Consider the following 22,871-nt stretch of genomic DNA (forward strand, 5'->3'; position numbering starts at 1 on the left):
ACTCGCGTGTTACGTTTAGGCTTTGTCACGAAATCCATCTGCTAGTTAGAAAAGTGAGGAATTATCAATGAGTTTAGAAGCGCTCGGAATGATCGAGACCAAGGGCTTTATCGGTGGTGTCGAAGCTGCTGATGCTATGGTCAAGGCAGCCAATGTACAGCTTGTCGGCAAAGAGTATATTGGGGCCGGATACATGACCATCTTTGTTCGCGGAGACGTCGGAGCCGTCAAAGCAGCTACTGATGCAGGAGCAGCAGCAGCTCGCCGTGTTGGCGAACTTATCAGTGTCCACGTCATACCGCGTCCGCACGGTGAGGTCGAACGAATCTTGCCGAAAGGCGGGACTGTCGGCGTGAGTCCTGACGAAAAAGCTCTGCAGGGCGGCGAAAGACAGCTTAGCTCCGGCGGTGCCGGATCATCGTCAGCTATCTCTAACGAGGGCACCAAGTCCAAGACAAAATAGCGTAAGATCGACTCGGGGATAACGGGACGCTGAAATGCAGGGACCCAAGTTCCTGCTGACTCACGTCTTGGCCTCTCCCGATTTTTTAGCGTATGAGTGACAAGGATCTGGCAGCCCAACAGGAAGCTCGTGATGCGGTCTCTGCCGCCCACGAGGCGTTCGCCATTGTTGCCGGATTTGATCAAAAAAGATCGATGAGATCTGTGCGGCAATGTCAGCGGCGGCGTTGTCCGATGCGGCCCGTCTGGGGCAGATGGCTCGCGAAGAGACCGGATTTGGAAAACCTGAAGACAAGCGGGAAAAGAACAGGTTTGCCGCTGAGGATGTCTGGAATTATTTTAAGACCCTCAAGACTGTTGGGGTCGTCCGGGAAACCGAAAGTATTGTCGAAATAGCGAGTCCCCGCGGTGTCGTGGCCGCTATCATTCCTTCCACAAATCCGACCTCGACTGCAATATTCAAGATCATAATTGCGATCAAGTCACGCAATACCATTGTCTTGTCACCTCACCCTTCAGCTGCTAAATGTATTGCCGAAACGGCTCGAATCATGCTTGACGCCGGTATCAAGCACGGCCTCCCGGCGGATTCTGTCAAATGCCTGAAACTCACAACGATCGAGGGCACCGAAGCCCTGATGAAGCACAAACAGACAGCGGTGATCCTGGCTACAGGCGGTACCGGCTTGGTTCGAGCGGCATATTCTTCGGGCAAGCCAGCGTTTGGAGTCGGACCGGGGAATGTTCCGGTTTACATTGACAAGTCAGCTGACGTTGCAAAGGCCGTCGCAGATATTCTGACAAGTACTTGTTTTGATAACGGTACGATCTGTGCGTCTGAGCAGTCTGTCGTAGCCGACTCCGCGGTCGCTGATGAGGTGCGATCACAGTTTCGTGCTCAGGGCGGGCATTTTCTAAACGCGAACGATGCTGAGTCGGTCGGTAAGATCCTTTTGACGCCGCAACGCACACTTAATCCGGCCATTGTAGGGAAATCAGCCGCGTTTATCGCCGATTTGGCCGGTGTTGTGATCCCTGAAGGCACTAGATGTCTGTTGGCTGATTGCTTGGGTGTCGGACGGGATCATCCATGGTCGATCGAAAAATTATCGCCCACGCTTGCGTTCTTTGTCGTCGATGGGGTCGAAGCGGGAGCCGCGCGCTGTTTGGAGATCTTGCAGTTTGGAGGCATGGGCCATACGTCGGGAATGCACACCCAAGATCGGTCGGCGGCGATAAGGTTCGGCGAAAAAATGCCGACCGCAAGGGTCATAATAAATTCGCCGACAACCCATGGCGCGATCGGATTTTCGACGGGTCTTTCACCGTCGATGACGCTCGGCTGCGGTTCTTGGGGCGGAAATGTAACGTCGGATAACGTATCGCCTATTCATTTGATCGACATCAAACGGGTAGCGTTCGAAACGAAGCCCGTGAATAAAAGGTCGCCGGCAGTTTCGGCGGTAAAGACCGATGCCGCTGTTACTCAACCTTTCATCAAACCGAGATCGGTCACCCGCGAAGATATTGCTGCACTAGTTGACAGCTTCTTAAGCAAACATGTTAAACGGGAGGCTCCGGCGCCGGTTGCTGAACCGGTCAAACAAACGATCGTGCATCACACTTACCCGCTTCCTGAGCCGAAAAAGCCGCCCGCACCGCTGGATTTTGTCAGCGAGGATGACGTTCGCAGAGCATTGGATAAAGGTCAGCGGATATTTATAACAAAGAAAGCGATCCTGACGCCTTCGGCTCGAGACCTCGGCACTGAGAAGGATATTTTTACGATCGTCTAGTTCTGTATGGCTGAAGCGGTTCTCGAAAAAGCGATTTGTGCTGCATGTGGCGTTGACGTCCGTGAAGGCACCCAGTTTTGTTATAATTGCGGAAAGCCGGTTCCGAATGGACTCGAATCAACCGTGGTCCCGGCGGAACTGAGCGGTAATGCCGATCCCGGATCGAACATCGAAAATGACGACAAGATCGAAACAAACGATAAAGCAGAGAAGCTAGCAGCCGCGGCGACCGAACGTAAAAGGTCGCGCGTGGGCCAGCGAAAGCCAAAAAAGGTCATTTGGGAAGAGCCCGGTGCGGCATCGAACAGGATGTTCATTCTAGTCTGTTTACTTATCACCGTGATCGCAGGTGCTTTGGTCTTCCTGATGGTTTTCATGAAGTAACGGTGAACGAATGGTCGCAGCAGCTGGTATTTTCTTTATCGCCTTGTTCGTCGGTTTAGCCTTGCTTTCGGTCGCGATATTCATCATTTGGCGTTTGAAACGGCGGAAATGATCTTAAAAGGGTAATTTTATGCAAGCTTTAGGGATGGTTGAGTGTTTTGGACTTGTCGCGATGATCGAGGCGGCGGATGCGATGGTCAAGGCGGCAAATGTTACACTCGTCGGCTACGAAAAGATCGACGCCGGGTTGGTCACTGCGATCGTTCGCGGAGAGGTCGGAGCAGTCAAGGCCGCGGTGGATGCCGGCGCTGCTGCGGCTCGTCGTGTCGGTACGGTAACGGCCGTCCATGTCATTCCGCGACCGCATAGTGAGGTCGACGAAGGGATTCCGGTGTTGGTGACCGGCGAAACGAACCGCAAAAAGATCTCCGGTTCCGTGCCCGAATAGATCGGCTCAAGTTAGATAACAATCAAAAAGAGGCCGTCCTTTGGGCAGCCTCTTTTTTTAGCAGCTATGGTTTCGTCGGCGTAGTTGACGGCTTTGTTTGATTCGAACCATCCGCTTCAGCCGTCCTGCCCGTACGTGTGATCGGAATACGCTTCTGTTTGTTTGGGCCGTCTTCAACGACGACCTTAATGTTGCGGTATGTGCCGTCCTTTTTGTCGTTCGAGGGTACGTAGCCTATCGAAAACTGGGTACGCAGTTCACTGGCAATGTCCTTTGCGACTGCCGGCAATTCGCTCGGACCCGATGGGAAATACGCCTTTCCTCCTGTCTCTGTTGCCATTCTTTCAAGAAAAGCTCTCGCTTTTCCCTGCGGGCTCTTGCCGATAAAGCCGCCCTCTTTGCTCAGGTCGCCAACAAACCCGACAACATAGATCTGAGCTTCTGATTCACGAAGCAGCTCAAAAAGCTGCTTCTCGTTGTAATAGCTGTCGCGGTCTTCTCCATCGGTTACCAGAACGATCGCACGTCTTTTACGGTCCGCGGCACTTTGTGACTTCTCGTATTCCTCGACATTTTCCACCGCGAGATAAACGGCATCGATTATTGCGGTCTGGCCGCCCTCGATATAGAGATTATCAAGCGAATCGATGAGGTCAGCTTTGTTGGTCGTGAAAGGCTGTTCAATACTGATCTTTTCTCGCCCGACGAATCTAATGATCGCTGTCTCATCCAGCGGGCCGTTTGTGTTTACCAATATCTTTCCGGCCTCGATCACCTTTTCAAGCTGCGGACGAAGCGAACCGGAATTATCGATCACAAGTGCGTAATTTGTCGGGACTTCCGAGCGCGAAAAATAATCGATCTGCTGGAGGACGCCATCTTCGTAGATCTTAAAATCACCCTGCTTTACATCATTTACCGGACGGCTATTGCGGTCGATCACCCTGATGTTGAGGTTAACAAGTTCAGTGTCGACCTTTTCGATGGTGTCGTCGTTCAGCACATTCGGTGTCGGTTTCGGCGTTGGCGAAGGTGTTGGTACAGGTGTAGGAGTCGCATTAACCGCTTTCGTTGAGGCTATCTGAGCATTCGACGCAAAAAAAGACTGGAATAAGATCGCCACCGCAAAGGTTGTTCCGGATAAAAAGAGAAAAAGGTTTCGTTTCATGGTTGCGTCGTTTTTATCGATAACTGACATTTGGAGTTGCGTAGTAGCCTTCGCGACTGCGAACCGTTAGACGCGGTAAACCCCGCGGAGGTTTGACCTTAACTTTAACTTTCCGCCACTTTCCATCCGGTGCAAAGTCCTTCGGCGTATATCCAATGGAGTATTGATGCCTCAGTTCGAGGGCGATCCGCTCGAATATCTCGTCCATTTCGACGTCGGTGTCAGGATAGAACGACTTGCCGCCAGTCACCGAGCTGATCTCATCCAGAAAAGACTGCCCTTGCATTCCGGGCCCACTCATTGTGTCGCCTCGGCTCATTATCCCGACCGAATACGTGACGACATCAGCTTCTTTCATCAATCGACGAACCTCGCCAAAATTATACCGCGATGCGTTGTCTTGTCCATCACTGATTATTAAAAGTGCCCGCTTTTGATGAGAGCCGCGAGTGACTCGCTCGATCCCAAGATAAACGGCATCGTAAAGTGCCGTGTTGTTCTTTGGTTGAACAAGCGTTAATTTTTGCAGGACAGCATCGCCGTCACGGGTTCGATCGAGCAGCAACTGGGCCCGGCTGTTGAAAGCGATCAGGAAATACTCGTCCGACGGGTGACTTGTTAGGATGAATCTGGACAACGCTTTCCGAGCTTTGTTGATCTTGTCACCGCTCATCGATCCGGAAACGTCAAACAGGATCCCTACGGAAACCGGGGCATCACTATCACTGAAAAATGTAATTTCCTGAGGCTCGCCATTGTCCGCTATTTGGAAGGCGTTTTTGTTCAGTCCCGAAACATATCTTCCGTAAAGGTCGGTAACCGTAAGCGTTAGCGTGACGAGATCGGTCTTCACCTTGACCGGAGCATTGTCGTCATCTGCAAGCGGCGGAGTCGGTGTCGGTTCCTGAGCAAACATTGTGGCGAACACGATGGCAAACGTAAACGCAATATATACCGCTCGAGCAACCAAGGGCCGTGCCAATACCACCAACGCATTTAAGGCCATAAACTCTCCTAAGGGTAACCTACATAGTAGGTAATGAACGGAAACCGTGCAAGACAAAAAATGAGATGTTTGCAGCACGATATAGGTTGTTCGATCGACATCGAAATTCGGCAAAGATTCTTAGTGTGCAACAATTATCGCCGGCCTGCGTGATATAATCTGAAGCATCGCAAGGTCTATATTGTCGATTCGAGATCTTTCGCAAATCGGATTCCGATCTCGCAACATTGTGGCTCTTTAAAACGTCCTAATTTATGGCTGAATTCATTTGTCGACTCGGCACCCCATCGGGTGAGATCGTAACAAAAGTAGTCGAAGCGGCTGCAGCTGCCGATGCCCGTTTGAGGCTTGAGGCCGATGGATTTCGCGTTTTTGCCATCTCGTCTGCCGAAGAAGGGCTTACGTCAGTACTTTCGCTTGGCGGCTCGACCAAGGGCAAGGTCAAGTCAAGCGATTTCCTGTTATTTAATCAACAACTTTCAGCATTGCTTCGGGCCGGAATTCCGGTTTTGCAAGCGATCGGATTGTTAAAAACGCGCTCAGGTTCAGCAAATCTGCGTGCAGTTCTGGTAGATGTCGAGGAAAAGATCAAGAACGGCATTCCGCTTTCTGATGCTTTTGAATCGCAGGGTATCTTTCCGCGTATCTACACTGCCTCGATCCTGGCCGGCGAAAAGAGCGGTGCGCTGGACGATGTGCTGGAACGTTTTGTTACATATCTGAAACGAAGCGTAGGCATATCGCGAAAGCTTCGCGGAGCTTTGGCATATCCCGCATTCCTGCTTTTGGCCGCCACCTTGATGGTCGCATTCTTGACCTTCTACATCGTGCCGCGAATGTCCGATCTTTTCAAAGGGTTAAGTGCCAATCGAGCTTTGCCGACTCTAACTGTCTGGGTGCTTGCCTTTTCCAACGCCATCATCGGAAATATTTGGTGGCTGCTGCCCTTAGTAATAATCATAACTGTCGCCTTGGTCTTATGGCTGCGCACGGCAAATGGTAAGCTGATGCTGCACAAATTGCTGCTCCGCATACCGGTCGCAGGCCAGCTGATCCGAAATATGGCGGCGTCATCATTGGCCCGTTCATTGTCAACACTTTTGTCCGGCGGTATCACGGTCCCCGAATCGTGGGACATTGCCTCGCAATCCATAAACAATCTGGAACTCCGACGCCGAAGCCAAGGCGTTCTGCCGATGATCCGTGAAGGACGCGGTTTTACCGAAGCTCTTGAGCAGGCCAATTGGCTTCCTGAACTTGCATTGGACATGATCGGCATTGGTGAAAAATCCGGCAGCTTGCGGGAGATGCTCGACGAGGTCGCAACTTTCTATGATGCCGAGGCGGAAGTACGTCTCGAACAGCTAACAACACTTCTGGAACCGGCGATCTTACTGTTCATGGCCGGAATCGTTGTTATTATTTTGCTTGCTATCTACTTGCCGATCATCCAGACCATCTCGTCAGGGCCGTTCGGCGGAAGAAAGCAGTAACGGTATAGAATTTATGAGTGTGGAAACTGAAGAAGTTGCAGTAAGCAACCCATCGGCGCCAAAGATCGAATTGTCTGATTTTTTGGAAAATGAACCGCCGGAAATGATCGATGCCAAGATCCTTGCGCGTCGATACCGTATGCCTTTCATCGACTTGCTGCCGCCCGACGGGCCATCGCCGGTCGATCACGACGAACTAGCTCGGCTGCCCGTCGATCTGATGCTCCGAAACCAATTCGTCCCCTTACAACGCGAAGGTAACAACCTGCATGCCGCGATGGCGGATCCGACGAATCTGGAACGGCTCGATGAGCTCGAAAACGTTCTCAATATGCGGATCGTTCCATATGTTGCGACCGCCGGTTCGATCGATGTTGTCCTTCGAAAGGGCGATTCGACACAGCGAGTACTGCAGGAGGCAGCATCCGGATTTAAGATCTCGCTCGTCAAGGAAACCGATCAGGGCGAAGAGGTTCTCGACCTCGACAGGCTCGCGTCGGACAGCGATATGTCGCCGATCATTAAGCTCGTCGACACGATCCTATACAATGCGATGGAATCGCGAGCTTCTGACATACACATCGAAACGCGCGAGCGTGACGTTCAGGTCAAGTTCCGCATCGATGGAGCACTGTACGCCAAAGTCGACCCGATTGACATCGCCTATCACCAACAGCTCATTTCGCGTATCAAGGTCATGTCCGAGCTCGACATCGCCGAACGCCGCATCCCGCAGGACGGCCGTTTTCGTGTGCGTTACAAGGGCCGCACGGTTGATTTTCGTGTATCGATCATGCCGACCGTTTTCGGTGAGGACGCCGTTATCCGTATTCTCGACAAAGAGCAGATCAACGAGGAATTTAAGAATCTCGATCTCAATGTAGTTGGATTCGATCCTGACGATGTTGCTCGATTTCGGCTTTATATCAAAGAGCCATACGGAATGGTGCTCGTCACCGGGCCGACGGGTTCGGGTAAAACGACCACGCTCTATGCTGCACTCAACGAGATCCGTAATGAAGAAGACAAGATCATCACCATCGAAGATCCTGTCGAGTATCAGCTTCACGGCATTGTCCAAATTCCCGTTAACGAGAAAAAGGGCCTGACGTTTGCCCGCGGACTGCGTTCGATCCTACGTCACGATCCTGACAAGATCATGGTCGGTGAGATCCGTGACGAAGAGACCGCTCAGATCGCCATCCAGTCGGCATTGACCGGCCACCTCGTATTCACGACGGTTCACGCCAACAACGTTATCGACGTCATCGGCCGATTCCTGAATATGGGCGTCGAGCCGTACAACTTTGTTTCGTCGCTCAACTGCGTGCTCGCACAACGCCTGGTTCGATTGCTTTGTCCGACATGTAAACGAGCCTATACGCCGACGCCCGAGGAACTTGCAGAATCGGGCCTGCATCAGAAGGATATTAGTGACAAAGTGTTTTACAAGAGCGTCGGGTGCGATGCCTGCAACCACACCGGCTATCGCGGCCGAACGGCAATTCACGAACTTCTCGACATGTCCGACACGATCCGCGAAATGATCATCGAACGCCGCCCCGGCTCAGAGATCCGACGCCAAGCGGAAAAGGAAGGCCTCTCATCACTTCGCGAATCGGCTGTAAAGAAGGTGTTTCTGGGTATGACGACTCTATATGAGATCAATCGAGTGACATTTGTCGAAGAGATCGGAAAGGTTTAGGAGTATGCAAGTAACGGCCGAGATCCCCGTTCATTGATTAGATGAGTATTCGCAGCATAAGCATAAAGTTTATCGTTTTGACCGTGGTATTGTGCGGCAATACCGTCTTTTCACAAATTCCCGGCAATCCTGACAACTGGTGCCGACAGGGGGTTTTTACTCAAGAATCTGACGATTTTGGCGTCAGTACAGTAAAGGGCAAAAAGGGCACACGTGCGTATTTTTACGGTGATGATTCCGAAAAGTGTCCCGGTTCGTTGAGCTGTAAAACCAGGAGTTATGTTGTTTCCGGCGACTCGGTCGTCACTAATCGAAAACGCGGCGACTATGTCTGCGCTTGGTTTGCCCCGCTCCAGGGTGCTCCGACGGTTGGATGGCTTAAAGCGAGTGATCTAGATCCGTGCGAGGATCTTTCTGACGCAAGTGCGAAAGTCTGGGTCGGCGAATGGAAATATGCGCAAAACGACATTATTTTCGCTTCCGCAGATGAACCGAACACTTTCTCCGTCAAAGGCAACGCATTTTGGAAAGGCCTCGGAGACAACATTCACATCGGTGAACTCGACGGTGTTGCCAAACACAAAGACGGCTCGCTGGAATATTCGGACGGCAACGGCGAATTCGATTGCCGTGCATCGATGCGCCTCGCAACAGAGTCGTTCCTGATCGTTGCGGACAACATGAATTGCGGCGGAGCGAATGTAACGTTTTCGGGCGTTTACAGAAAAGCACCGGCAAAACCGAAAAAGAACTGAACTATTCGCGGATCAGATCAGCATATACCGAAGGATCGACATTCCCGCCGCTAACGACAACGCAGACCTTTTTATCCGCGAATATCTCAGGCTTTTCAAGCACGGCCGCGAGGCTCAGGGCTCCGGTCGGTTCGCTTTTCAGATTGGCAAGGTCAAAGTATAACTTCAATGCTGTCTTGATGTTATCTTCGGACACTTCAAGTATGTCTCTAACTCCGTCCCTCACGATCGGCCAATTTAGTTTCCCCAATGATAGAGTTCTTGTCCCGTCGGCAATTGTCTGAGGTTCAAGCTCGTTTGCGACCAGCTTGCCCGAATGAAGCGATCGTGCGGCATCATTGGCCATAAGCGGCTCCGCTCCGATCACCGCAGTCATCTTGCCGTGGCGGCAAAAGCTCTGAATGATCCCCGAGATCAGGCCGCCGCCGCCGACCGGCACGATAACAACATCAAAATCGTGTGCTGCAAGTTCATCTCCGAGAGTCGAGTTTCCGTCAATTACTAGTTGATCGTCATACGCGCTTGCAAGATAGGCACCCGGACGCTCAGCGGCTAACTGAGCGAGACGTTCGGCACGGCTCACAAGCTTTACGTCGATCAGATCGGCCTCGGCACCGTAATTTCGCACCGCATCTACCTTAACCTGAGCCGAATTATGCGGCATTATCACTATGCATTTCTTGCCGAGCAATTTTGCGGCGTATGCGAGAGCCTGGCCGAAATTGCCTGACGAGACGCCGATCAATTCGTCGTTCGGCACTTTGAGGGCAACATTGTACGCCGCTCTGAACTTAAAGCTTCCGGTATGCTGAAACGTTTCCGTCGCGATCGTGATGTCGAGGCCGAGATGATCGTTGAGTTTTGATGATGAAATGAGTGTGGTCGGGCGAATGGCGTCTTGTAGTGATAACATGTTTTGTAAACGCAGTTTATTATCCTAGGCCCAACTGGGCAAGTTTCGCGGGTTCGGAGGTTGATGCATTCACGATGCCAAACAAGGAAATAAAGGAAATGATGGACATGCTCTATACTCAAGCGCAGATGCGCTTTGGGTCGGCGATCAAGGGCCGTTGGTTCTACGACGGTGATGATTGTCCCGGATGCGGCAAGAAGATCGGTGCAATGAAATACAAAGGGAAAGACGCTCTGTCTCTAAACGCCTTTATCTTTCGAGAACACGGCGTCTTGATAGCATATTTGCTTTGCGGCAAATGCGGGAATAAGGTCATCAGGGCAACCAGCGACACGCCTTTGCACGGCGAGATCGAAAAGAATCTTAAGAGCGGCTTTATTAAACAGCTGGGACATTGAAAATAATGACAAAGGCACATTTTGGAATGATCGGCCTCGGCACAATGGGCCGCAATTTTCTGCTCAATATCGCCGAACACGGCATCCCCGGCGTCGGTTACGACCTCGACGCCGATAAACGCGAATTGCTTCTCAAAGAAAGTGCAGGGACGCCGGTCGATGTCGGCACCGATCTAACCGATTTCATTGCAAAACTCGAATCTCCACGCAACATCATGATGCTCGTCCCTGCGGGACCGATCGTTGACAAAGTGATCGCCGACCTGGCACCGCTCCTTGATAAGGACGACCTGATCATAGACGGCGGCAACTCGCATTTTACCGACACCGACCGCCGTATCGCCGAGCTTGAGGCAAAAGGCGTCGGTTTTATGGGCATCGGCGTTAGCGGCGGCGAAGAAGGTGCTCGTCACGGGGCAAGCATAATGCCCGGCGGGAAACGCGAGCATTACGAACGCATCGAAACCACGCTGCAAGCCGTTTCTGCGAAGGTAAACGGCGAACCGTGCGTCGCGTACATGGGCTCGGGCTCTGCCGGGCACTTCGTCAAGATGGTTCACAACGGCATCGAGTACGGCATGATGCAGCTTCTCGCTGAAACGTACGATTTCATGCAGCGTGTCCTGCGGATGGCAAATACCGAGATGCACCGCACATTTACCGATTGGAACGGCGGCGAACTCAATTCGTTCCTCGTCGAGATCACGGCCGAGGTTTTGAGAAAGACCGATCCCGAGACCGGAAATCCTCTGGTCGCGATGATCCTCGACACTGCCGGCCAAAAGGGAACCGGCAAATGGACGTCGCAAGCAGCTATGGATCACGGTGTGCCGATCCCGACGATCGATACCGCCGTCTCGATGCGTCAGATCTCGTCGCAGAAGGCAGTTCGAACCAAGATCGCATCGAAATACTCGGGGATGTCGACCACCGCCGATCAGAGTCATTCGAGAACGTCGGTCGGCGAACTCAAAGATGCACTTTTGTGTGCATTTATCCTTACCTACGGACAGGGAATGTCCCTGCTTCAAAAAGCGTCGGTCGAAAGCAGCTACGGCCTCGATCTCGCCGAGATCGCCCGAATTTGGCGTGGCGGCTGCATCATTCGCTCAAAACTGCTCGAAACGATCCGCGTGGCGTACTCATCGGATCCGTCGCTCGACAACCTTATGCTTGATAAGACGTTCGCCGACATGTTGAATTCACGCATCGGTTCGCTTCGAAAGGCTGTCGTCGCATTCAACGAAAACGGCATTCCGGCGGCATGTTTCTCGTCTGCTCTCGCATATTTCGACGCCTTCCGCACCGAACGCCTCCCCGCAAACCTCATCCAGGCCCAACGCGACTACTTCGGTGCCCACACCTACCAACGGGTAGACAAAGATGGCACTTTTCATACTGACGATTGGGATAAGTAGCGATCAGCAAGAGTGTCGCATCGCGACGCGTTGAATTTAGCCGTGGGCGTTTGTTCACGGAAAAGTAAAAATATGCGATCTCGTCGCTTGGCGAAGCCTGAAAACGAGCACGGCGCGATATCAAACGACCGCGTAGCAACATCTATCGACCGCGAAGCCCGTACAATTGATCGCGTAGCAACTTACAACGACCGCGAAGCTTGATGAATCGACCGCGTAGCTGCATCAAACGACTGCAAAGTTAATTACATTCATTCCGCAGCCGCTTTCGACGACCGCGTAGCCACTTTCATTCACTCCGTAGCTGCTTTCACTCACCAAATAGCGACTTTCAAACATCCCTCACCTGCTTTTGCTCCCCTCCTTACTAAGGAGGGGTGGCGTCCCGACGCTTTTGGTCGGGGCGACGGGGTGGTTCTCTCATTCTCGACTCCGAACACTGGCCACTTTTCACCTTTCACTGTTCACTATTTTCCTTGACAACACCAAAAACAGGCGTATTATCGACTTACCGCAAAATCTTCACGGTAAAAACTATAATTTGGAGGTTCATAACACCCTATGAACGATAAAAACCGCAGATACCTTGAGGCAGGCCAGCGTTGCCGTCAATGGATCGTAGATTACGTTGCTCTCATTCCGGTCGGCAGTATGTTCGAAACGAGGACCGGAGAACTCACCGCACAGGTCGATCTGTTAGAGGATCTGGCCGGCGAGATCGAATCTTTCACCGGCGAAGGCCTTTCCGCCACCGATGTCAAAGGCTCAGAACGCATCGACCTGCTCGACATTATGGAAAAGGTCCGCAACGCCGCTCGCGCCGCCGAACCCGCAAATCCCGGCACCCGCGACCGTTATCGCTACACCACCAATATGTCGCATCAGCTCTTGCTCGCCACAGGCCGGGCATTTGCCGCAGGCGGAGCCGCCGACGAAGCTTTGCTTCAAAGTTACGGCGCACCCGGCAGCTGGCCCGACCACGTCACCGACGCCTGCAACGCCTTCGAAGCCTCATTCGGCCAACAAGACTCCGCCGTCGGCAGCCGCATCGCCAAAAATGCCGAGTTCAACGACAAAATGGCCCAAATGATCGCCACCAAAGCCACCGTCGGCCACATGGTCCCAAACTTCTGCACCGGCAACCCCGGCGCCATCGCCGCCTGGAACTCCGCCGCCCACGTCGAAGCACCGCCAAAGAAAAAGGTGCCACCGACACCTTAGTTACTATTCAGTTGTTCTCGAAAGAAAACGACGTTTAGGCTTGCATCATGGGAGAATCTAGCACACGATAGGCTGCGCGGACGAGTCGGGTTCGATACTGACCAGCGTCGACACCGTCCGAGTTACGATAACAGGATAATGGAGGCCAAAATGGTAAAACTTTCCCGTAAAGCAATTAAAGTCGGCGTCGCAGTCTTTGCTGCCATATTACTATGGGGCTGTAGTAATGCGTTAACAGAATCTTCCGCAGTCAGAATCCTTCAAAAGAACATGGATGAGCAATACGAAAAATACAAGTCGGATGAGCACCTTAAGGACGTTGTTGAGCATTTGGTGGTTGAAAGTTGCGAACGTCTGGTCTTAACTGCGGAAACAATGGCCACAGCTCGATGCAAGGTAAGCAGGAAGAATAAGACCACTGCAGTTCTACCTGAGGTTGTCTTTGGAAAGAAACCTGACGGTACCTGGACTGTCACGTCTGTAACTAGCGCGTTTTAGCTTGGAGGCAAAATGAAAACCTTATTCGCCCTAGCAGGCATTCCCGTTATTTGTTTTCTTCTTTGTACAGACACCGTTAAATGTCAAAAGAGACCATTCGTTCGAACAATCGTTGGATCGATCTCAGCTTTTGAATGCGGCGATAATTGTTATTTAACGATTATGGACGACTACGGAAAGACACACGTCGGGTTATGCTCGGCTCGTGAATGTGACTCTTGGGTTGATGAAGCCGTATTGCCAGTTAGTGCGAAAGGAAAACGAGTCAAGATAACGGTTGGTAGGGGTACGCAATTCGACGGTTCTGGTAGAGCCGTAGGCAAAATGGACGCTTTTACTAAAATCCAGTACTTGCCGGATACGCTAACGACTATTAGTTCGGACTGTAGGTATTGCGGAACTTGGAAATATACTGCTGAGGGAAACATGTTTCAAGGCCAAACAGGTTATCTAAGAGTATCGCAAGAGGGCAAAGCTCGGTTTAAGCTTCTTACCGGGTTTCCTGACCTAGCAGGTCAAATCGAATGGACTGACTTCGAAATCAAGAATTCGAATGGCATTTACCTAACAGAGGTGGGCGGAAAGTTAACTGGAAGATTTGTTTCACCCAACTTTCTCCCCACCCGTTGGCAGGATTATTCTTACCGCATAACTTGTGCTCTTAGATCCGACGGCAAAATGGATTATTCAGTTTGGTCTTCACCTGGTGCTAAAGCTGTAGGGCCTAGCACGACGGAACGTTTCGTTGCAACGAGAATTCAAAAGACTAAATCGGAACTTCCAAAAGCCGCTGGGACAAATTCGATGACTGGAACGGTAATTGATAACCCAACGGGAATTTGTGGCGTAGGCGAGCTTATCGTATTCTGGTCCGCTATTATTATCAAAGTTGGCGACGAGAGATACTATGTTGCTACCTATGACCCCTGTGTTCTAAATTCTGGTAAGCCTACTGCTTTTTCGGCGAAGACAGTTGGGTCAGTTGAACGGGTCGGAAGCACCGTGCAAGTATTCTACTCGAGGAGAGCCCCGGATACGCGCTCGACCCGCCTAGACTTGGAAGGCCGTCCGAAAGTATTCGAGGGATACGATGGTGAACTTACGGCAACTAGGATTGTTGAAGTGAAAGAATAAAAGTTACTCAATCGCCTGTACGCCTAGGTTCCCAGTTATCGTTGACGACGTCTTTCGCCTAAACCATCTATGTAAGCATCATGATCGATACTTAACTTCACCGATTTCTGCAACAATGTAATTCGGCGTGGCGTTTATATTTGCGGAGGATATTTTCTCGATGACTGCGAAGGAACATAATTCCGGAGCCTGATACCCCAATTCTTTCGACGAAAGCTATTCTTCGTTACTTCTGATCTTTTCAACTAATCCTCGTATTTCGGCGGTGGCGGGTGCGTCTGGGTGGTCTTGCTCCACGTATTCGAGTACCATCTCGGCCCGTTCTTCGAGGTCGAGCATCGTCAGGTCGAGGTCGTTTTGGGCATCGACAAGAGCGACGGCCGAGGCGTACTCATCAGCTAGGGCCTTTTCCATCTTAGGTATTCTAATTTCCATCTCGGCGAGGTCAGCCAAAAACGGGACGAGCGGCTCCTTCGGCAGAATGCCCGCCGCGAGATTTGCTTTCGCAATTGCGATCGCCGCTTTAAGGTCATCGAGCCGCTTCGCGGCCTCGGTGTAGCCGCTTTCGCCGAGATGTTTTTGAAGGTCCATAGCTTTTCCTTCGAAAATTATGCCGCTAAATCATTCAAAAAACTAACGCCGTCTTCGCTACCGGCCGCAAGAGGCGATCGGCTATGTCATATAACCTGCATGATTTCGTCGAGCGGCTTTCGCTTGATGTCGGGGACTCTTGCGTCGTCAGCGGGATAGCCGACGGGGATCAGGACGAACGGTACTTCGTTCTTTGGGCGTCCGAGTATCTCTTGCAGGAACTTCATCGGCGAGGGCGTGTGCGTCAGCGTCGCGAGGCCCATATTATGAAGTGCGGCGAGTAATAAACCGACCGCGATACCGACCGATTCCTGCGAGTAATACGTCGGCTCGCTCTCGCCTGCTTCGACTATCGTCGTGATGCGAAATACTACGATCAGATAAGGTGCGATCTCGAGAAAAGGCTTGTGCTCGTCAGTGCCGAGCGGTGCAAGACGCCGCAGCCATTTGTCGCTCATTCGATGGTGGTAGCTCTCGTGTTCCTCGACCTCGGCGGCCTCGCGTATCTTCGACTTGACTTGCGGGTCACGAACCACGACAAACCGCCAGGGCTGCAAATTTGCCCCCGAAGGCGCCGTCCCAGCCGTCGCGATGGCTCGTTCGATCAGCTCGATCGGCACATCGCGGTCCGAATATTCCCTGACCGTTCGCCGCCGAGCGATCAACTCAAAGAATCGCCGTGCCCTCTCAAGCTGCTCGTCCGGTTCGACCTCAACAAACTCAAGAGGATTGAATTTCGGTGATGCATGTTCCATATTGGTCGATTCGCCCGTCAACAGAGCGTACTACTTCTCCAAACACCTAGCAATTTCTTTCTGACAGTCGTCCGTCATGCGGGCGGTGGCGTCATTTAAGATCGCCGAATACCGAGCGGATCTTGGCGGCTTGTTCGGGGTCGGTTTCTTCGAGTTGTTCGGCGGCGAGTTCGAGTTGTTCCTGGGTTTGCAGGAGTGCGAATTCGAGGTCGTTGCGGGTATCGACGATCCTGACCGTTGATTCGTACTCAGCGGCTAGGGCGGCGGCTTCGTCGATGACCGCCTTCTCGAATTCAAGCATTTCCGGCGGCAACGCGTTACCGCTTAGCTCAAACTCTCGCCTCGCGTTCTCGACCAGCCGCATGTCCCGCTCGTTGTCCGCCAGCCGCTTCGTGTATCCGCTCCTTTCAAGCCTTTCCTCTAATGTATTCACTGATTCCTCCGCTGTGTGGCATTTGCGATCATATCGCGACACGCGCTTTTCTCTTGCGTATTCCATGGTAAATCGCTAGAATCGCTGAGACATCCCTTCTGTCAGATAGATTATATAATAACGGAGAATGATGATTATGAGTTTCAGCAGCAAATTGTTCAGAATGAGTGTGTTAAGTGCATTTCTCGTTTTGATGAGTTTTTCCGCCACCTATGCCCAGGATGGTGAAGTTAGTTTCACGGTTTACAACAAAACGAACTCGCGTATCACGAGACTGCTCGTTGCCGAGCCGGGCAAGAAAACATGGAGCTACTTTGACATCGGAAAGGGTATCGCTCCGGGCGGCTCAATGGTACTGGCCTGGGATAAATCAGCCTACAACGAAGATTGCGTACAGTGGATAAAAGCCGTGTATGCGGACAAATCGCAATCCCCCGCGGTCAAGTTCGACTTCTGCGAAGACGATCTCGAGTTGGAATTCACGGAATAAGCAAACACTTTCTCCAAAATAAGCAAGGCCGGCCGAATTTCAACATTCGTCCGGCCTTTCTGTTTGATCGCCCGACTTCAATACTGCTTCTTTCAAGCCATCCCTCTGAGGTATTCACCAATGCCTCCATTATGTGGTCTATGGTAAGATACCGCGAAAAGCTCAAGGAGAGAGACGATATGGCGTATCCAAACATATTCGACAAAGAGGTTGCGGACGGAGTTATCGCGAGGCTGAATACTTTGACGCCGGAGTCGCAGCGGCAGTGGGGCAAGATGGACGTTGCGAGGATGTTCGCACATTGCAATGTCGCGTATGAGTGCATCTACGAGCCGGACAAGCATCCGAAGCCGAAATTTCCGATGAGTTTTATACTCAAATACATCGTTGCTCCGATCGTCGTCGGAGAAAAACCGCCCAAGAGGAATTCGCCTACGGGCCCGCAGTTCATTATCGCCGACGAACGCGAGTTCGAACGCGAACGATCGCGACTCATCGATTACATAAACCGAACGACCGAGCTTGGCGAAGCAGAGTTCGACGGCAAAGAATCGCACTCTTTCGGCGTGCTGAACAAGACGCAGTGGTCGAATATGCTCTATAAGCACCTCGATCATCACTTGCAGCAATTCGGGGCTTAGGGGCAGGAGTTAACCGCGAAACAGGCGAAAAGAGCTAAATAAAAAGATCATTTGTTCGTACATTTCGCGTATTTAGCGGTTAATAGTTCTTAGTCTTCCTGTTCGACGATCTCCCAGGCGTGTTCGGCTTTTAGAAGTTTGGACATAAGGGAAGCGTGAACGGCGTGGCCGCTTTTTTCGGCAGTGATCTTGCCCTCGATCGGCATACCAAGCAGGGCGAGATCGCCGATGATGTCGAGGATCTTGTGACGGACGAATTCGTCGTCAAAACGCAGCGGCGTTTCGTTGAGCATGCCGTTTTCCGTGAGGACGATAGCGTTATCGAGCGAACCGCCGAGTGCGAGATTTGCTTTTCGCAGCATCTCGATCTCGTGTGTAAAGCCGAATGTCCGTGCCGACGCTATTTCGCGGCCAAATGAGCCGTTATTAAAGACGAATTTCAGATGCTGCCGTTCGATGAACGGATGAGGGAAGTCGATGACGCAGTCGATCTCAAATCTATCCGCCGGTTCGATAGACATCTTGCGGTCGCCTTGGCTGTATTCGACGCGTTCGAGAATTCGCAGGATGTGCCGCCGAGAATGTTGCTCGACGACGCCCGCGTTTTCGATCAGCTCGATGAAATTCTCGCTCGAACCGTCCATGATCGGTATCTCGATGTTGTCGAGATCTATAAAACAATTGTCGACGCCTGATCCTCGCAATGCGGACAACAAATGTTCGCACGTTGATAGAACAACACCTCGCCGCATCAACGTGGTCGCGTAGCTGCAGTGCGAGATGTATTCGACCGAAGCCGGTATCTCAAAATCATCGAGGTCCGTCCGTACAAAGATATAACCGGTGTTCTCCGGTGCCGGCCGCAGCCTCATGTTTACCTCGACACCGGTATGCAGCCCGACGCCGGTGATCTCAATTTGATTAGCAATAGTGGTCTGGTTCATTTCTCAAAATTTTCATTACAAGTTCTATGCCAATAGGCCGGTAAAGCAATTTCAAGGTATTTCCCAGTGTTTTATCCGTGTGATCGGTGGCAAAATCACCTTTATGTTGCGTTCCCGCCACATTGATGTCTCGGATTTACTATTAACGATCCACGATTTACAATTAGTCATTAATTATGGCAATAGAAACCGCCGGCCAAAAGGCCGCGAAAGTAACTAAGATACGTATTGATAATGGGTCGACGTTGACGATTCCTAAGGATACGGAGGCGACGATAAACAAGATCCTCGATTTTCTGCCGGTCGAACAATACCGCGGCGTAGAAAAGATCAAACTCGTCGACTTTATCAACGATCCCCGGCTTAAGAACATGGACACGCCGCTAAAGGGCGACTTACCAGGGCTTTATCATCCGCGGGCAGGCAATCAGGCTCCGTGGTTCGAGATGTCGATGGGGGCGTTGCTTCAGCCGACCGAGACATATATCAAAAAATTCATGGCAAAGAGCTCGTTCAAGGGCAACATTGCGGGGTTGATGTTCTCACTCGTCGGGCAGCATTATTACCTGACCCAGAAGCATTCGATCAAACGTACAGCCCTCGAACCGCAGATCCGTCAGTACGCCGAAAAGAACCTAAAGGTCTGGAGCGAAAAACAATCCGAAGGCAGTTTTCGTGCGAAACTCTTCAAGCCGTTCCGCCCATACCTCGAACGATGGGCAAAATGGCTGAATAAAAAGGCAGCGGAATCTAAGAAATAAGGCATTATCGCCGCGAAGAAGCGCGAAAGGCGCAAAGTAAACAAAGCTTCTGCGCACTTTGTGCCTTTTCGCGGCAAATTACAAAACTATGAACTATTGGATGGTCAAACAGGAACCGGATTCGTATTCGTGGGATGATTTTGTCGCTGATGGCGCTACTGATTGGACGGGCGTTCGTAATTATCAGGCCCGAAATAATCTCAAGGCGATGAAGAAGGGCGACAAAGTGTTCTATTATCACTCGAATATCGGCAAAGAGATCGTCGGTATTGCCACAGTTTCCAAGGCCGAATTTCCCGATCCGACCGACGAAAAATGGGTCGCGGTCGAACTAAAGCCGGTCAAGGCTCTTAAGAAACCAGTCACGCTCGCACAGCTTAAGGCAAACCTCGCTCTCGCAAATCTCGGCCTGCTCCGCCAATCGCAGCTGTCGGTCAGTCCGGTGACCAAAGACGAATACGAAGAAATACTTAGCATGGCGAAATAATATGTTAAAACAAGCCGTCGCTCATTATCACGAACTCCTCGAAGACGCCGACCTCGCGACTGCATCGCAGCAGATGCTCGACTCGCAGCTTGAGAGCTCGAAACTGATCTTTGGCGGCCGCCGCCTTTCGCCATATCTTCGGCCCCATTTTGTGATGGAGAGCGATTGGGTACTGATCAAGAAGACCTGCGAGACGATCTTCGGGGCACTTCAAAAGGTCAAAGATGCGGCGATCGAAAGCGATGAGATCCTCAACGAACTAGGCGTCACCGAGATCGAACGCGAACTCGTCCGTATCGATCCGAAATATTCACATGTCTCACCAACTTCACGGCTCGATTCGTTTCTCACCAGCGAATCGTACAGTTATGTCGAACTCAACGGCGAAAGCCCCGCGGGCGTAGCGTTTTCCGATTCGGCGACAGAGATCTTCAAACTGCTGCCGGTGATGCAGAAATTCGCCGAACGTTATGAGATCACAGGACTCGAGGGTTCGTCGAAATTGTTGGATGTGCTGATCGAGTGTTATGCCGAATTCTGCGGCAGCTCGCCTAAATCGGATCCGCTCATTGCGATCGTCGATCTCGAAGACCTGCCGACGATCAAGGAATTTGAGCTGTTTCGCGATTATTTTGAATCGAACGGCTATCGAGCGATCATTTGCTCGCCGGGCGAACTCACATTTGACGGCTCGCGGCTGTCGTGTAACGGAACTGAGATCGACATCGTGTACAAACGCTTGCTCGTCAATGAGTATTTGCCGATCATGGAGGCCCAACCGGCACTGCTAGATGCATACCGGGCCGGTGCGATATGCATGGTCAACAGTTTTCGCGGGAAATTGGTTCACAAAAAGGCTGTGTTCGCGGTACTAACCAATGAGCGATACAGACACCTCTTTAGCGACGCCGAGCTCGATGCGATCGGTAAGCACATTCCTTGGACGCGTTCATTTCGTGAAGAGAAGACCGAGAACAAAGGCGAAACTATCGACCTGGTCGAATGGACTCGTTCAAACCCGCATAAACTGGTTTTGAAACCCAATGACGACTACGGCGGCAATGGTATTTACATTGGCTGGAATTCAAGCGTATCCGAATGGGATGACGCGATCGAAGCAGCATTGGAGGACGGCGACTACCTCGTCCAGGAGCGTGTCAAAACCGCTAAAGAGCTCTTCCCGATGTTCACCGATGAAGAAGGTAACTGGGAACTCGTTGAGCAGTTGGTCGATCTCGATCCGCTGCTTTTCATGGGTAAAGTAGGTTCGGCTTTCACGCGGCTTTCCTCGACCGAACTGGCAAATGTTTCGTCTGGCGGAGGGATGGTTCCGACGTTCATTATTAAGGAGAGATAATATGCGAAGCGTTTCGGTGTGCCTCTGGTTGTTGATGTCTGCGTGTATTTTCTTGGTCGACTCATTTGCGCAGGGCAAGGCGTCAGGCGGGCTTTTTTCCATCAACGAATCTCCGAAAGTTGTTTCCGAAACAGATCGCTCGTCCATTGCGTCGGTACGTGAAGCTGCCATCATATTCGAGGTCAGGAGGTTCAACGGAACTGACGACGGAATATTGAGTATTCCGCTTTTCGACGGACGTGAATACCAGGCGAAACGTCTGCAAAGAGAAGGGCTCGAACTGCGTTCGTCCGATGACTTCACTTGGCGTGGCAAGATCGACGAAGGCAGTTTTTCCGGCGACGTTGTCATAACTTACAAAAAAGGCCACTATGCCGGCCTTATCTATTCGCCAAACGCCGTCTATGAGATCGTTCCAAAGGGTAACGCGCATATATTGGTCGAACTCGACCAGTCGCTGTATCCGTCGTGTGCGGGCGGCGTGAAAGGTGACGAAGCTCGATCGCGGGTCGGTCGAGCGGCCGGAGCGGCTGTCGATTCGGGCGATCGGATCGATGTAATGGTCCTTTACACTGCTGCGGTTCGAACGTCTGCCGGCGGTGATACACAAGCTCAAACGATAGCTCAAAACGCGATCGACGCAACAAATACTGCATACATTAACAGTAAGATCCGCCAGCGCGTCCGCTTGGTCGGAGCCGAGAACACTTCGCTGGTCGAGACAGGAAATTTCAGCACCGAATTGAGTAATTTAAGGGCAGACGCGACCGCTGCCACAAGGCGGGACGCTCTCAAGGCCGATCTCGTCTCGATGCTGACGAATTCAACAGCTGCTTGCGGGATCGGTTATTTGATGGGTTCGCTAGGCGGCAACCAGAACAACGGTTTTTCCGTCACGGCCCGAACATGTGCCGTAGGTAACCTAAGTTTCGCCCACGAGCTTGGCCATAACATGGCCAGCCATCACAATCCTGAGAACGGAGGCACGGCCGTTTATGCCTACGGCTACGGCCATTACGTCAATGGCAGCTACCGCACCGTCATGTCGTATTCGGACCCGTGTACGTCGGGCTGCACGCGGGTGCCGTATTTCTCCAATCCAACGGTGATCTTCAATAATCAGCCGACCGGAGTCGATAATGCCCGCGACAATGCACGTTCGATCAACAACACTGCCGATTGGATCGCAAATTACCGCTACAGCGGATCTAGCATCACGTTGGGCAGCTTTAACGGCGATCAGATCGTTCCTCGACATTTACTCCGGAGCCTCATCTGGACAAGCGACAACGTCACCGGCAATGTCAAGATCGAGATCTCACGCGATGGCGGATCTTCGTGGCAGACCCTCTTCGATCCAACGCCTAATGATCATCAGGAATATTTTTCATTTGGAAATCGGGCAACTCGTCGGGCGAGAATTCGCATCACTAGCCTCAGTGATCCGGCCGTGAGTGACAGCAGTGTCGCCAATATCTCGATTCGTTGACATTTCTCTGGGCGGCAATAAATCGGAAATACAAGGCAATTGAACGTTTGCTTGCGGCAGATCTAAATCATGCGGAATTCGGGGAGTTTTCTTCCGTCCGCATCATCTGTCGAGGGATGCTTGT

25 protein-coding genes are annotated in these 22,871 nt (G+C 51.7%); 18 read left to right on the plus strand and 7 right to left on the minus strand.

The genetic code is table 11. The features are described from left to right. Positions 1 to 67 precede the first annotated feature (67 nt). From IPK01_17580 to IPK01_17595, 4 genes are all read left to right on the plus strand, one after another. Positions 68 to 463, plus strand: a complete 396-nt coding sequence (locus IPK01_17580; GenBank protein ID MBK7935244.1) for a BMC domain-containing protein — start codon at positions 68 to 70, stop codon at positions 461 to 463. A 211-nt stretch (positions 464 to 674) separates the two neighbouring features. Beyond that, positions 675 to 2,258 (plus strand): aldehyde dehydrogenase family protein, encoded by a 1,584-nt coding sequence (locus tag IPK01_17585; GenBank protein MBK7935245.1) that lies wholly within the window; start codon positions 675 to 677, stop codon positions 2,256 to 2,258. A 6-nt stretch (positions 2,259 to 2,264) separates the two neighbouring features. Continuing rightward, positions 2,265 to 2,642, plus strand: coding sequence for a zinc ribbon domain-containing protein (locus IPK01_17590; GenBank protein ID MBK7935246.1), 378 nt, complete (start codon positions 2,265 to 2,267; stop codon positions 2,640 to 2,642). 130 nt (positions 2,643 to 2,772) lie between these two features. Further along, on the plus strand, positions 2,773 to 3,090 hold the full coding sequence (locus IPK01_17595; GenBank protein MBK7935247.1) for a BMC domain-containing protein: 318 nt from the start codon (positions 2,773 to 2,775) through the stop codon (positions 3,088 to 3,090). 64 nt (positions 3,091 to 3,154) lie between these two features. On the opposite strand, the gene IPK01_17600 is transcribed toward IPK01_17595, so the two are convergent. Next, positions 3,155 to 4,258: a VWA domain-containing protein gene (locus IPK01_17600; GenBank protein MBK7935248.1), complete on the minus strand. Its 1,104-nt coding sequence runs from the start codon at positions 4,256 to 4,258 to the stop codon at positions 3,155 to 3,157. Positions 4,259 to 4,271: 13 nt separating this feature from the next. Continuing rightward, on the minus strand, positions 4,272 to 5,264 hold the full coding sequence (locus tag IPK01_17605) for a VWA domain-containing protein (protein MBK7935249.1): 993 nt from the start codon (positions 5,262 to 5,264) through the stop codon (positions 4,272 to 4,274). A 254-nt stretch (positions 5,265 to 5,518) separates the two neighbouring features. Here IPK01_17605 and IPK01_17610 point away from each other — a divergent pair, with 254 nt between their 5' ends. From IPK01_17610 to IPK01_17620, 3 genes are all read left to right on the plus strand, one after another. Further along, positions 5,519 to 6,757: a type II secretion system F family protein gene (locus tag IPK01_17610; protein ID MBK7935250.1), complete on the plus strand. Its 1,239-nt coding sequence runs from the start codon at positions 5,519 to 5,521 to the stop codon at positions 6,755 to 6,757. A 103-nt stretch (positions 6,758 to 6,860) separates the two neighbouring features. Further along, positions 6,861 to 8,462 (plus strand): type II/IV secretion system protein, encoded by a 1,602-nt coding sequence (locus IPK01_17615; GenBank protein ID MBK7935251.1) that lies wholly within the window; start codon positions 6,861 to 6,863, stop codon positions 8,460 to 8,462. Positions 8,463 to 8,503: 41 nt separating this feature from the next. Continuing rightward, positions 8,504 to 9,217, plus strand: coding sequence for a hypothetical protein (locus IPK01_17620; protein MBK7935252.1), 714 nt, complete (start codon positions 8,504 to 8,506; stop codon positions 9,215 to 9,217). Between the two features lies 1 nt (position 9,218). Here IPK01_17620 and IPK01_17625 read toward each other — a convergent pair whose 3' ends face one another. Beyond that, positions 9,219 to 10,130, minus strand: coding sequence for a threonine/serine dehydratase (locus IPK01_17625; GenBank protein ID MBK7935253.1), 912 nt, complete (start codon positions 10,128 to 10,130; stop codon positions 9,219 to 9,221). A gap of 74 nt (positions 10,131 to 10,204) precedes the next feature. On the opposite strand from IPK01_17625, the gene IPK01_17630 reads away from it, so the two are divergent. From IPK01_17630 to IPK01_17650, 5 genes are all read left to right on the plus strand, one after another. Further along, complete coding sequence (locus IPK01_17630; GenBank protein MBK7935254.1) at positions 10,205 to 10,528, plus strand: hypothetical protein; 324 nt, start codon at positions 10,205 to 10,207, stop codon at positions 10,526 to 10,528. Between the two features lie 5 nt (positions 10,529 to 10,533). Further along, the gene (gndA, locus tag IPK01_17635) at positions 10,534 to 11,946 is read left to right on the plus strand and encodes an NADP-dependent phosphogluconate dehydrogenase (protein MBK7935255.1); all 1,413 of its coding nucleotides are present in this window, start codon (positions 10,534 to 10,536) and stop codon (positions 11,944 to 11,946) included. Positions 11,947 to 12,507: 561 nt separating this feature from the next. After that, the gene (locus IPK01_17640) at positions 12,508 to 13,167 is read left to right on the plus strand and encodes a hypothetical protein (GenBank protein MBK7935256.1); all 660 of its coding nucleotides are present in this window, start codon (positions 12,508 to 12,510) and stop codon (positions 13,165 to 13,167) included. 150 nt (positions 13,168 to 13,317) lie between these two features. Continuing rightward, positions 13,318 to 13,665 carry a hypothetical protein gene (locus IPK01_17645; protein MBK7935257.1) on the plus strand — a complete coding sequence of 116 codons (348 nt, stop codon included), beginning with the start codon at positions 13,318 to 13,320 and terminating at the stop codon, positions 13,663 to 13,665. Between the two features lie 12 nt (positions 13,666 to 13,677). Further along, positions 13,678 to 14,799, plus strand: coding sequence for a hypothetical protein (locus tag IPK01_17650; GenBank protein ID MBK7935258.1), 1,122 nt, complete (start codon positions 13,678 to 13,680; stop codon positions 14,797 to 14,799). Positions 14,800 to 15,015: 216 nt separating this feature from the next. On the opposite strand, the gene IPK01_17655 is transcribed toward IPK01_17650, so the two are convergent. From IPK01_17655 to IPK01_17665, 3 genes are all read right to left on the minus strand, one after another. Then, positions 15,016 to 15,390 (minus strand): hypothetical protein, encoded by a 375-nt coding sequence (locus IPK01_17655; GenBank protein ID MBK7935259.1) that lies wholly within the window; start codon positions 15,388 to 15,390, stop codon positions 15,016 to 15,018. An 86-nt stretch (positions 15,391 to 15,476) separates the two neighbouring features. Further along, on the minus strand, positions 15,477 to 16,145 hold the full coding sequence (locus IPK01_17660) for a nitroreductase family protein (protein MBK7935260.1): 669 nt from the start codon (positions 16,143 to 16,145) through the stop codon (positions 15,477 to 15,479). A gap of 91 nt (positions 16,146 to 16,236) precedes the next feature. Further along, positions 16,237 to 16,578 (minus strand): hypothetical protein, encoded by a 342-nt coding sequence (locus tag IPK01_17665; GenBank protein MBK7935261.1) that lies wholly within the window; start codon positions 16,576 to 16,578, stop codon positions 16,237 to 16,239. A 136-nt stretch (positions 16,579 to 16,714) separates the two neighbouring features. Between IPK01_17665 and IPK01_17670 the strand changes: the two genes are divergently transcribed. Both IPK01_17670 and IPK01_17675 read left to right on the plus strand, forming a co-directional pair. Further along, entirely contained in the window at positions 16,715 to 17,068 is a 354-nt protein-coding gene (locus tag IPK01_17670) for a hypothetical protein (protein MBK7935262.1), read from the plus strand. 179 nt (positions 17,069 to 17,247) lie between these two features. Further along, on the plus strand, positions 17,248 to 17,709 hold the full coding sequence (locus tag IPK01_17675; protein MBK7935263.1) for a DUF1569 domain-containing protein: 462 nt from the start codon (positions 17,248 to 17,250) through the stop codon (positions 17,707 to 17,709). An 89-nt stretch (positions 17,710 to 17,798) separates the two neighbouring features. Here the strand turns inward: IPK01_17675 and IPK01_17680 are convergent, their stop codons facing one another. After that, the gene (locus IPK01_17680; GenBank protein ID MBK7935264.1) at positions 17,799 to 18,653 is read right to left on the minus strand and encodes a UDP-3-O-acyl-N-acetylglucosamine deacetylase; all 855 of its coding nucleotides are present in this window, start codon (positions 18,651 to 18,653) and stop codon (positions 17,799 to 17,801) included. Positions 18,654 to 18,829: 176 nt separating this feature from the next. On the opposite strand from IPK01_17680, the gene IPK01_17685 reads away from it, so the two are divergent. The 4 genes from IPK01_17685 to IPK01_17700 all read left to right on the plus strand — a co-directional run bounded on the left by IPK01_17685 (position 18,830) and on the right by IPK01_17700 (position 22,747). After that, positions 18,830 to 19,414 carry a hypothetical protein gene (locus IPK01_17685; GenBank protein MBK7935265.1) on the plus strand — a complete coding sequence of 195 codons (585 nt, stop codon included), beginning with the start codon at positions 18,830 to 18,832 and terminating at the stop codon, positions 19,412 to 19,414. Positions 19,415 to 19,502: 88 nt separating this feature from the next. After that, positions 19,503 to 19,901: an EVE domain-containing protein gene (locus tag IPK01_17690; protein MBK7935266.1), complete on the plus strand. Its 399-nt coding sequence runs from the start codon at positions 19,503 to 19,505 to the stop codon at positions 19,899 to 19,901. Between the two features lies 1 nt (position 19,902). After that, positions 19,903 to 21,258, plus strand: a complete 1,356-nt coding sequence (locus tag IPK01_17695; GenBank protein MBK7935267.1) for a hypothetical protein — start codon at positions 19,903 to 19,905, stop codon at positions 21,256 to 21,258. 1 nt (position 21,259) lies between these two features. Further along, positions 21,260 to 22,747, plus strand: coding sequence for a hypothetical protein (locus tag IPK01_17700; GenBank protein MBK7935268.1), 1,488 nt, complete (start codon positions 21,260 to 21,262; stop codon positions 22,745 to 22,747). Positions 22,748 to 22,871: the final 124 nt, after the last annotated feature.

This window comes from Acidobacteriota bacterium (assembly GCA_016713675.1).
GTDB lineage: Bacteria > Acidobacteriota > Blastocatellia > Pyrinomonadales > Pyrinomonadaceae > OLB17.

What these genes read in the sequence shown, in the direction of transcription:
- IPK01_17625 (MBK7935253.1), bottom strand. Translation starts at nt 10,130, where the DNA reads ATGTTATCACTACAAGACGCCATTCGCCCGACCACACTCATTTCATCA.
- IPK01_17600 (MBK7935248.1), bottom strand. Translation starts at nt 4,258, where the DNA reads ATGAAACGAAACCTTTTTCTCTTTTTATCCGGAACAACCTTTGCGGTG.
- IPK01_17650 (MBK7935258.1), top strand. Translation starts at nt 13,678, where the DNA reads ATGAAAACCTTATTCGCCCTAGCAGGCATTCCCGTTATTTGTTTTCTT.
- IPK01_17655 (MBK7935259.1), bottom strand. Translation starts at nt 15,390, where the DNA reads ATGGACCTTCAAAAACATCTCGGCGAAAGCGGCTACACCGAGGCCGCG.
- IPK01_17685 (MBK7935265.1), top strand. Translation starts at nt 18,830, where the DNA reads ATGGCAATAGAAACCGCCGGCCAAAAGGCCGCGAAAGTAACTAAGATA.
- gndA (MBK7935255.1), top strand. Translation starts at nt 10,534, where the DNA reads ATGACAAAGGCACATTTTGGAATGATCGGCCTCGGCACAATGGGCCGC.
- IPK01_17630 (MBK7935254.1), top strand. Translation starts at nt 10,205, where the DNA reads ATGCCAAACAAGGAAATAAAGGAAATGATGGACATGCTCTATACTCAA.
- IPK01_17580 (MBK7935244.1), top strand. Translation starts at nt 68, where the DNA reads ATGAGTTTAGAAGCGCTCGGAATGATCGAGACCAAGGGCTTTATCGGT.
- IPK01_17620 (MBK7935252.1), top strand. Translation starts at nt 8,504, where the DNA reads ATGAGTATTCGCAGCATAAGCATAAAGTTTATCGTTTTGACCGTGGTA.
- IPK01_17670 (MBK7935262.1), top strand. Translation starts at nt 16,715, where the DNA reads ATGAGTTTCAGCAGCAAATTGTTCAGAATGAGTGTGTTAAGTGCATTT.
- IPK01_17590 (MBK7935246.1), top strand. Translation starts at nt 2,265, where the DNA reads ATGGCTGAAGCGGTTCTCGAAAAAGCGATTTGTGCTGCATGTGGCGTT.
- IPK01_17615 (MBK7935251.1), top strand. Translation starts at nt 6,861, where the DNA reads ATGATCGATGCCAAGATCCTTGCGCGTCGATACCGTATGCCTTTCATC.
- IPK01_17700 (MBK7935268.1), top strand. Translation starts at nt 21,260, where the DNA reads ATGCGAAGCGTTTCGGTGTGCCTCTGGTTGTTGATGTCTGCGTGTATT.
- IPK01_17595 (MBK7935247.1), top strand. Translation starts at nt 2,773, where the DNA reads ATGCAAGCTTTAGGGATGGTTGAGTGTTTTGGACTTGTCGCGATGATC.
- IPK01_17660 (MBK7935260.1), bottom strand. Translation starts at nt 16,145, where the DNA reads ATGGAACATGCATCACCGAAATTCAATCCTCTTGAGTTTGTTGAGGTC.
- IPK01_17675 (MBK7935263.1), top strand. Translation starts at nt 17,248, where the DNA reads ATGGCGTATCCAAACATATTCGACAAAGAGGTTGCGGACGGAGTTATC.
- IPK01_17610 (MBK7935250.1), top strand. Translation starts at nt 5,519, where the DNA reads ATGGCTGAATTCATTTGTCGACTCGGCACCCCATCGGGTGAGATCGTA.
- IPK01_17690 (MBK7935266.1), top strand. Translation starts at nt 19,503, where the DNA reads ATGAACTATTGGATGGTCAAACAGGAACCGGATTCGTATTCGTGGGAT.
- IPK01_17605 (MBK7935249.1), bottom strand. Translation starts at nt 5,264, where the DNA reads ATGGCCTTAAATGCGTTGGTGGTATTGGCACGGCCCTTGGTTGCTCGA.
- IPK01_17695 (MBK7935267.1), top strand. Translation starts at nt 19,903, where the DNA reads ATGTTAAAACAAGCCGTCGCTCATTATCACGAACTCCTCGAAGACGCC.
- IPK01_17645 (MBK7935257.1), top strand. Translation starts at nt 13,318, where the DNA reads ATGGTAAAACTTTCCCGTAAAGCAATTAAAGTCGGCGTCGCAGTCTTT.
- IPK01_17680 (MBK7935264.1), bottom strand. Translation starts at nt 18,653, where the DNA reads ATGAACCAGACCACTATTGCTAATCAAATTGAGATCACCGGCGTCGGG.
- IPK01_17640 (MBK7935256.1), top strand. Translation starts at nt 12,508, where the DNA reads ATGAACGATAAAAACCGCAGATACCTTGAGGCAGGCCAGCGTTGCCGT.
- IPK01_17585 (MBK7935245.1), top strand. Translation starts at nt 675, where the DNA reads ATGTCAGCGGCGGCGTTGTCCGATGCGGCCCGTCTGGGGCAGATGGCT.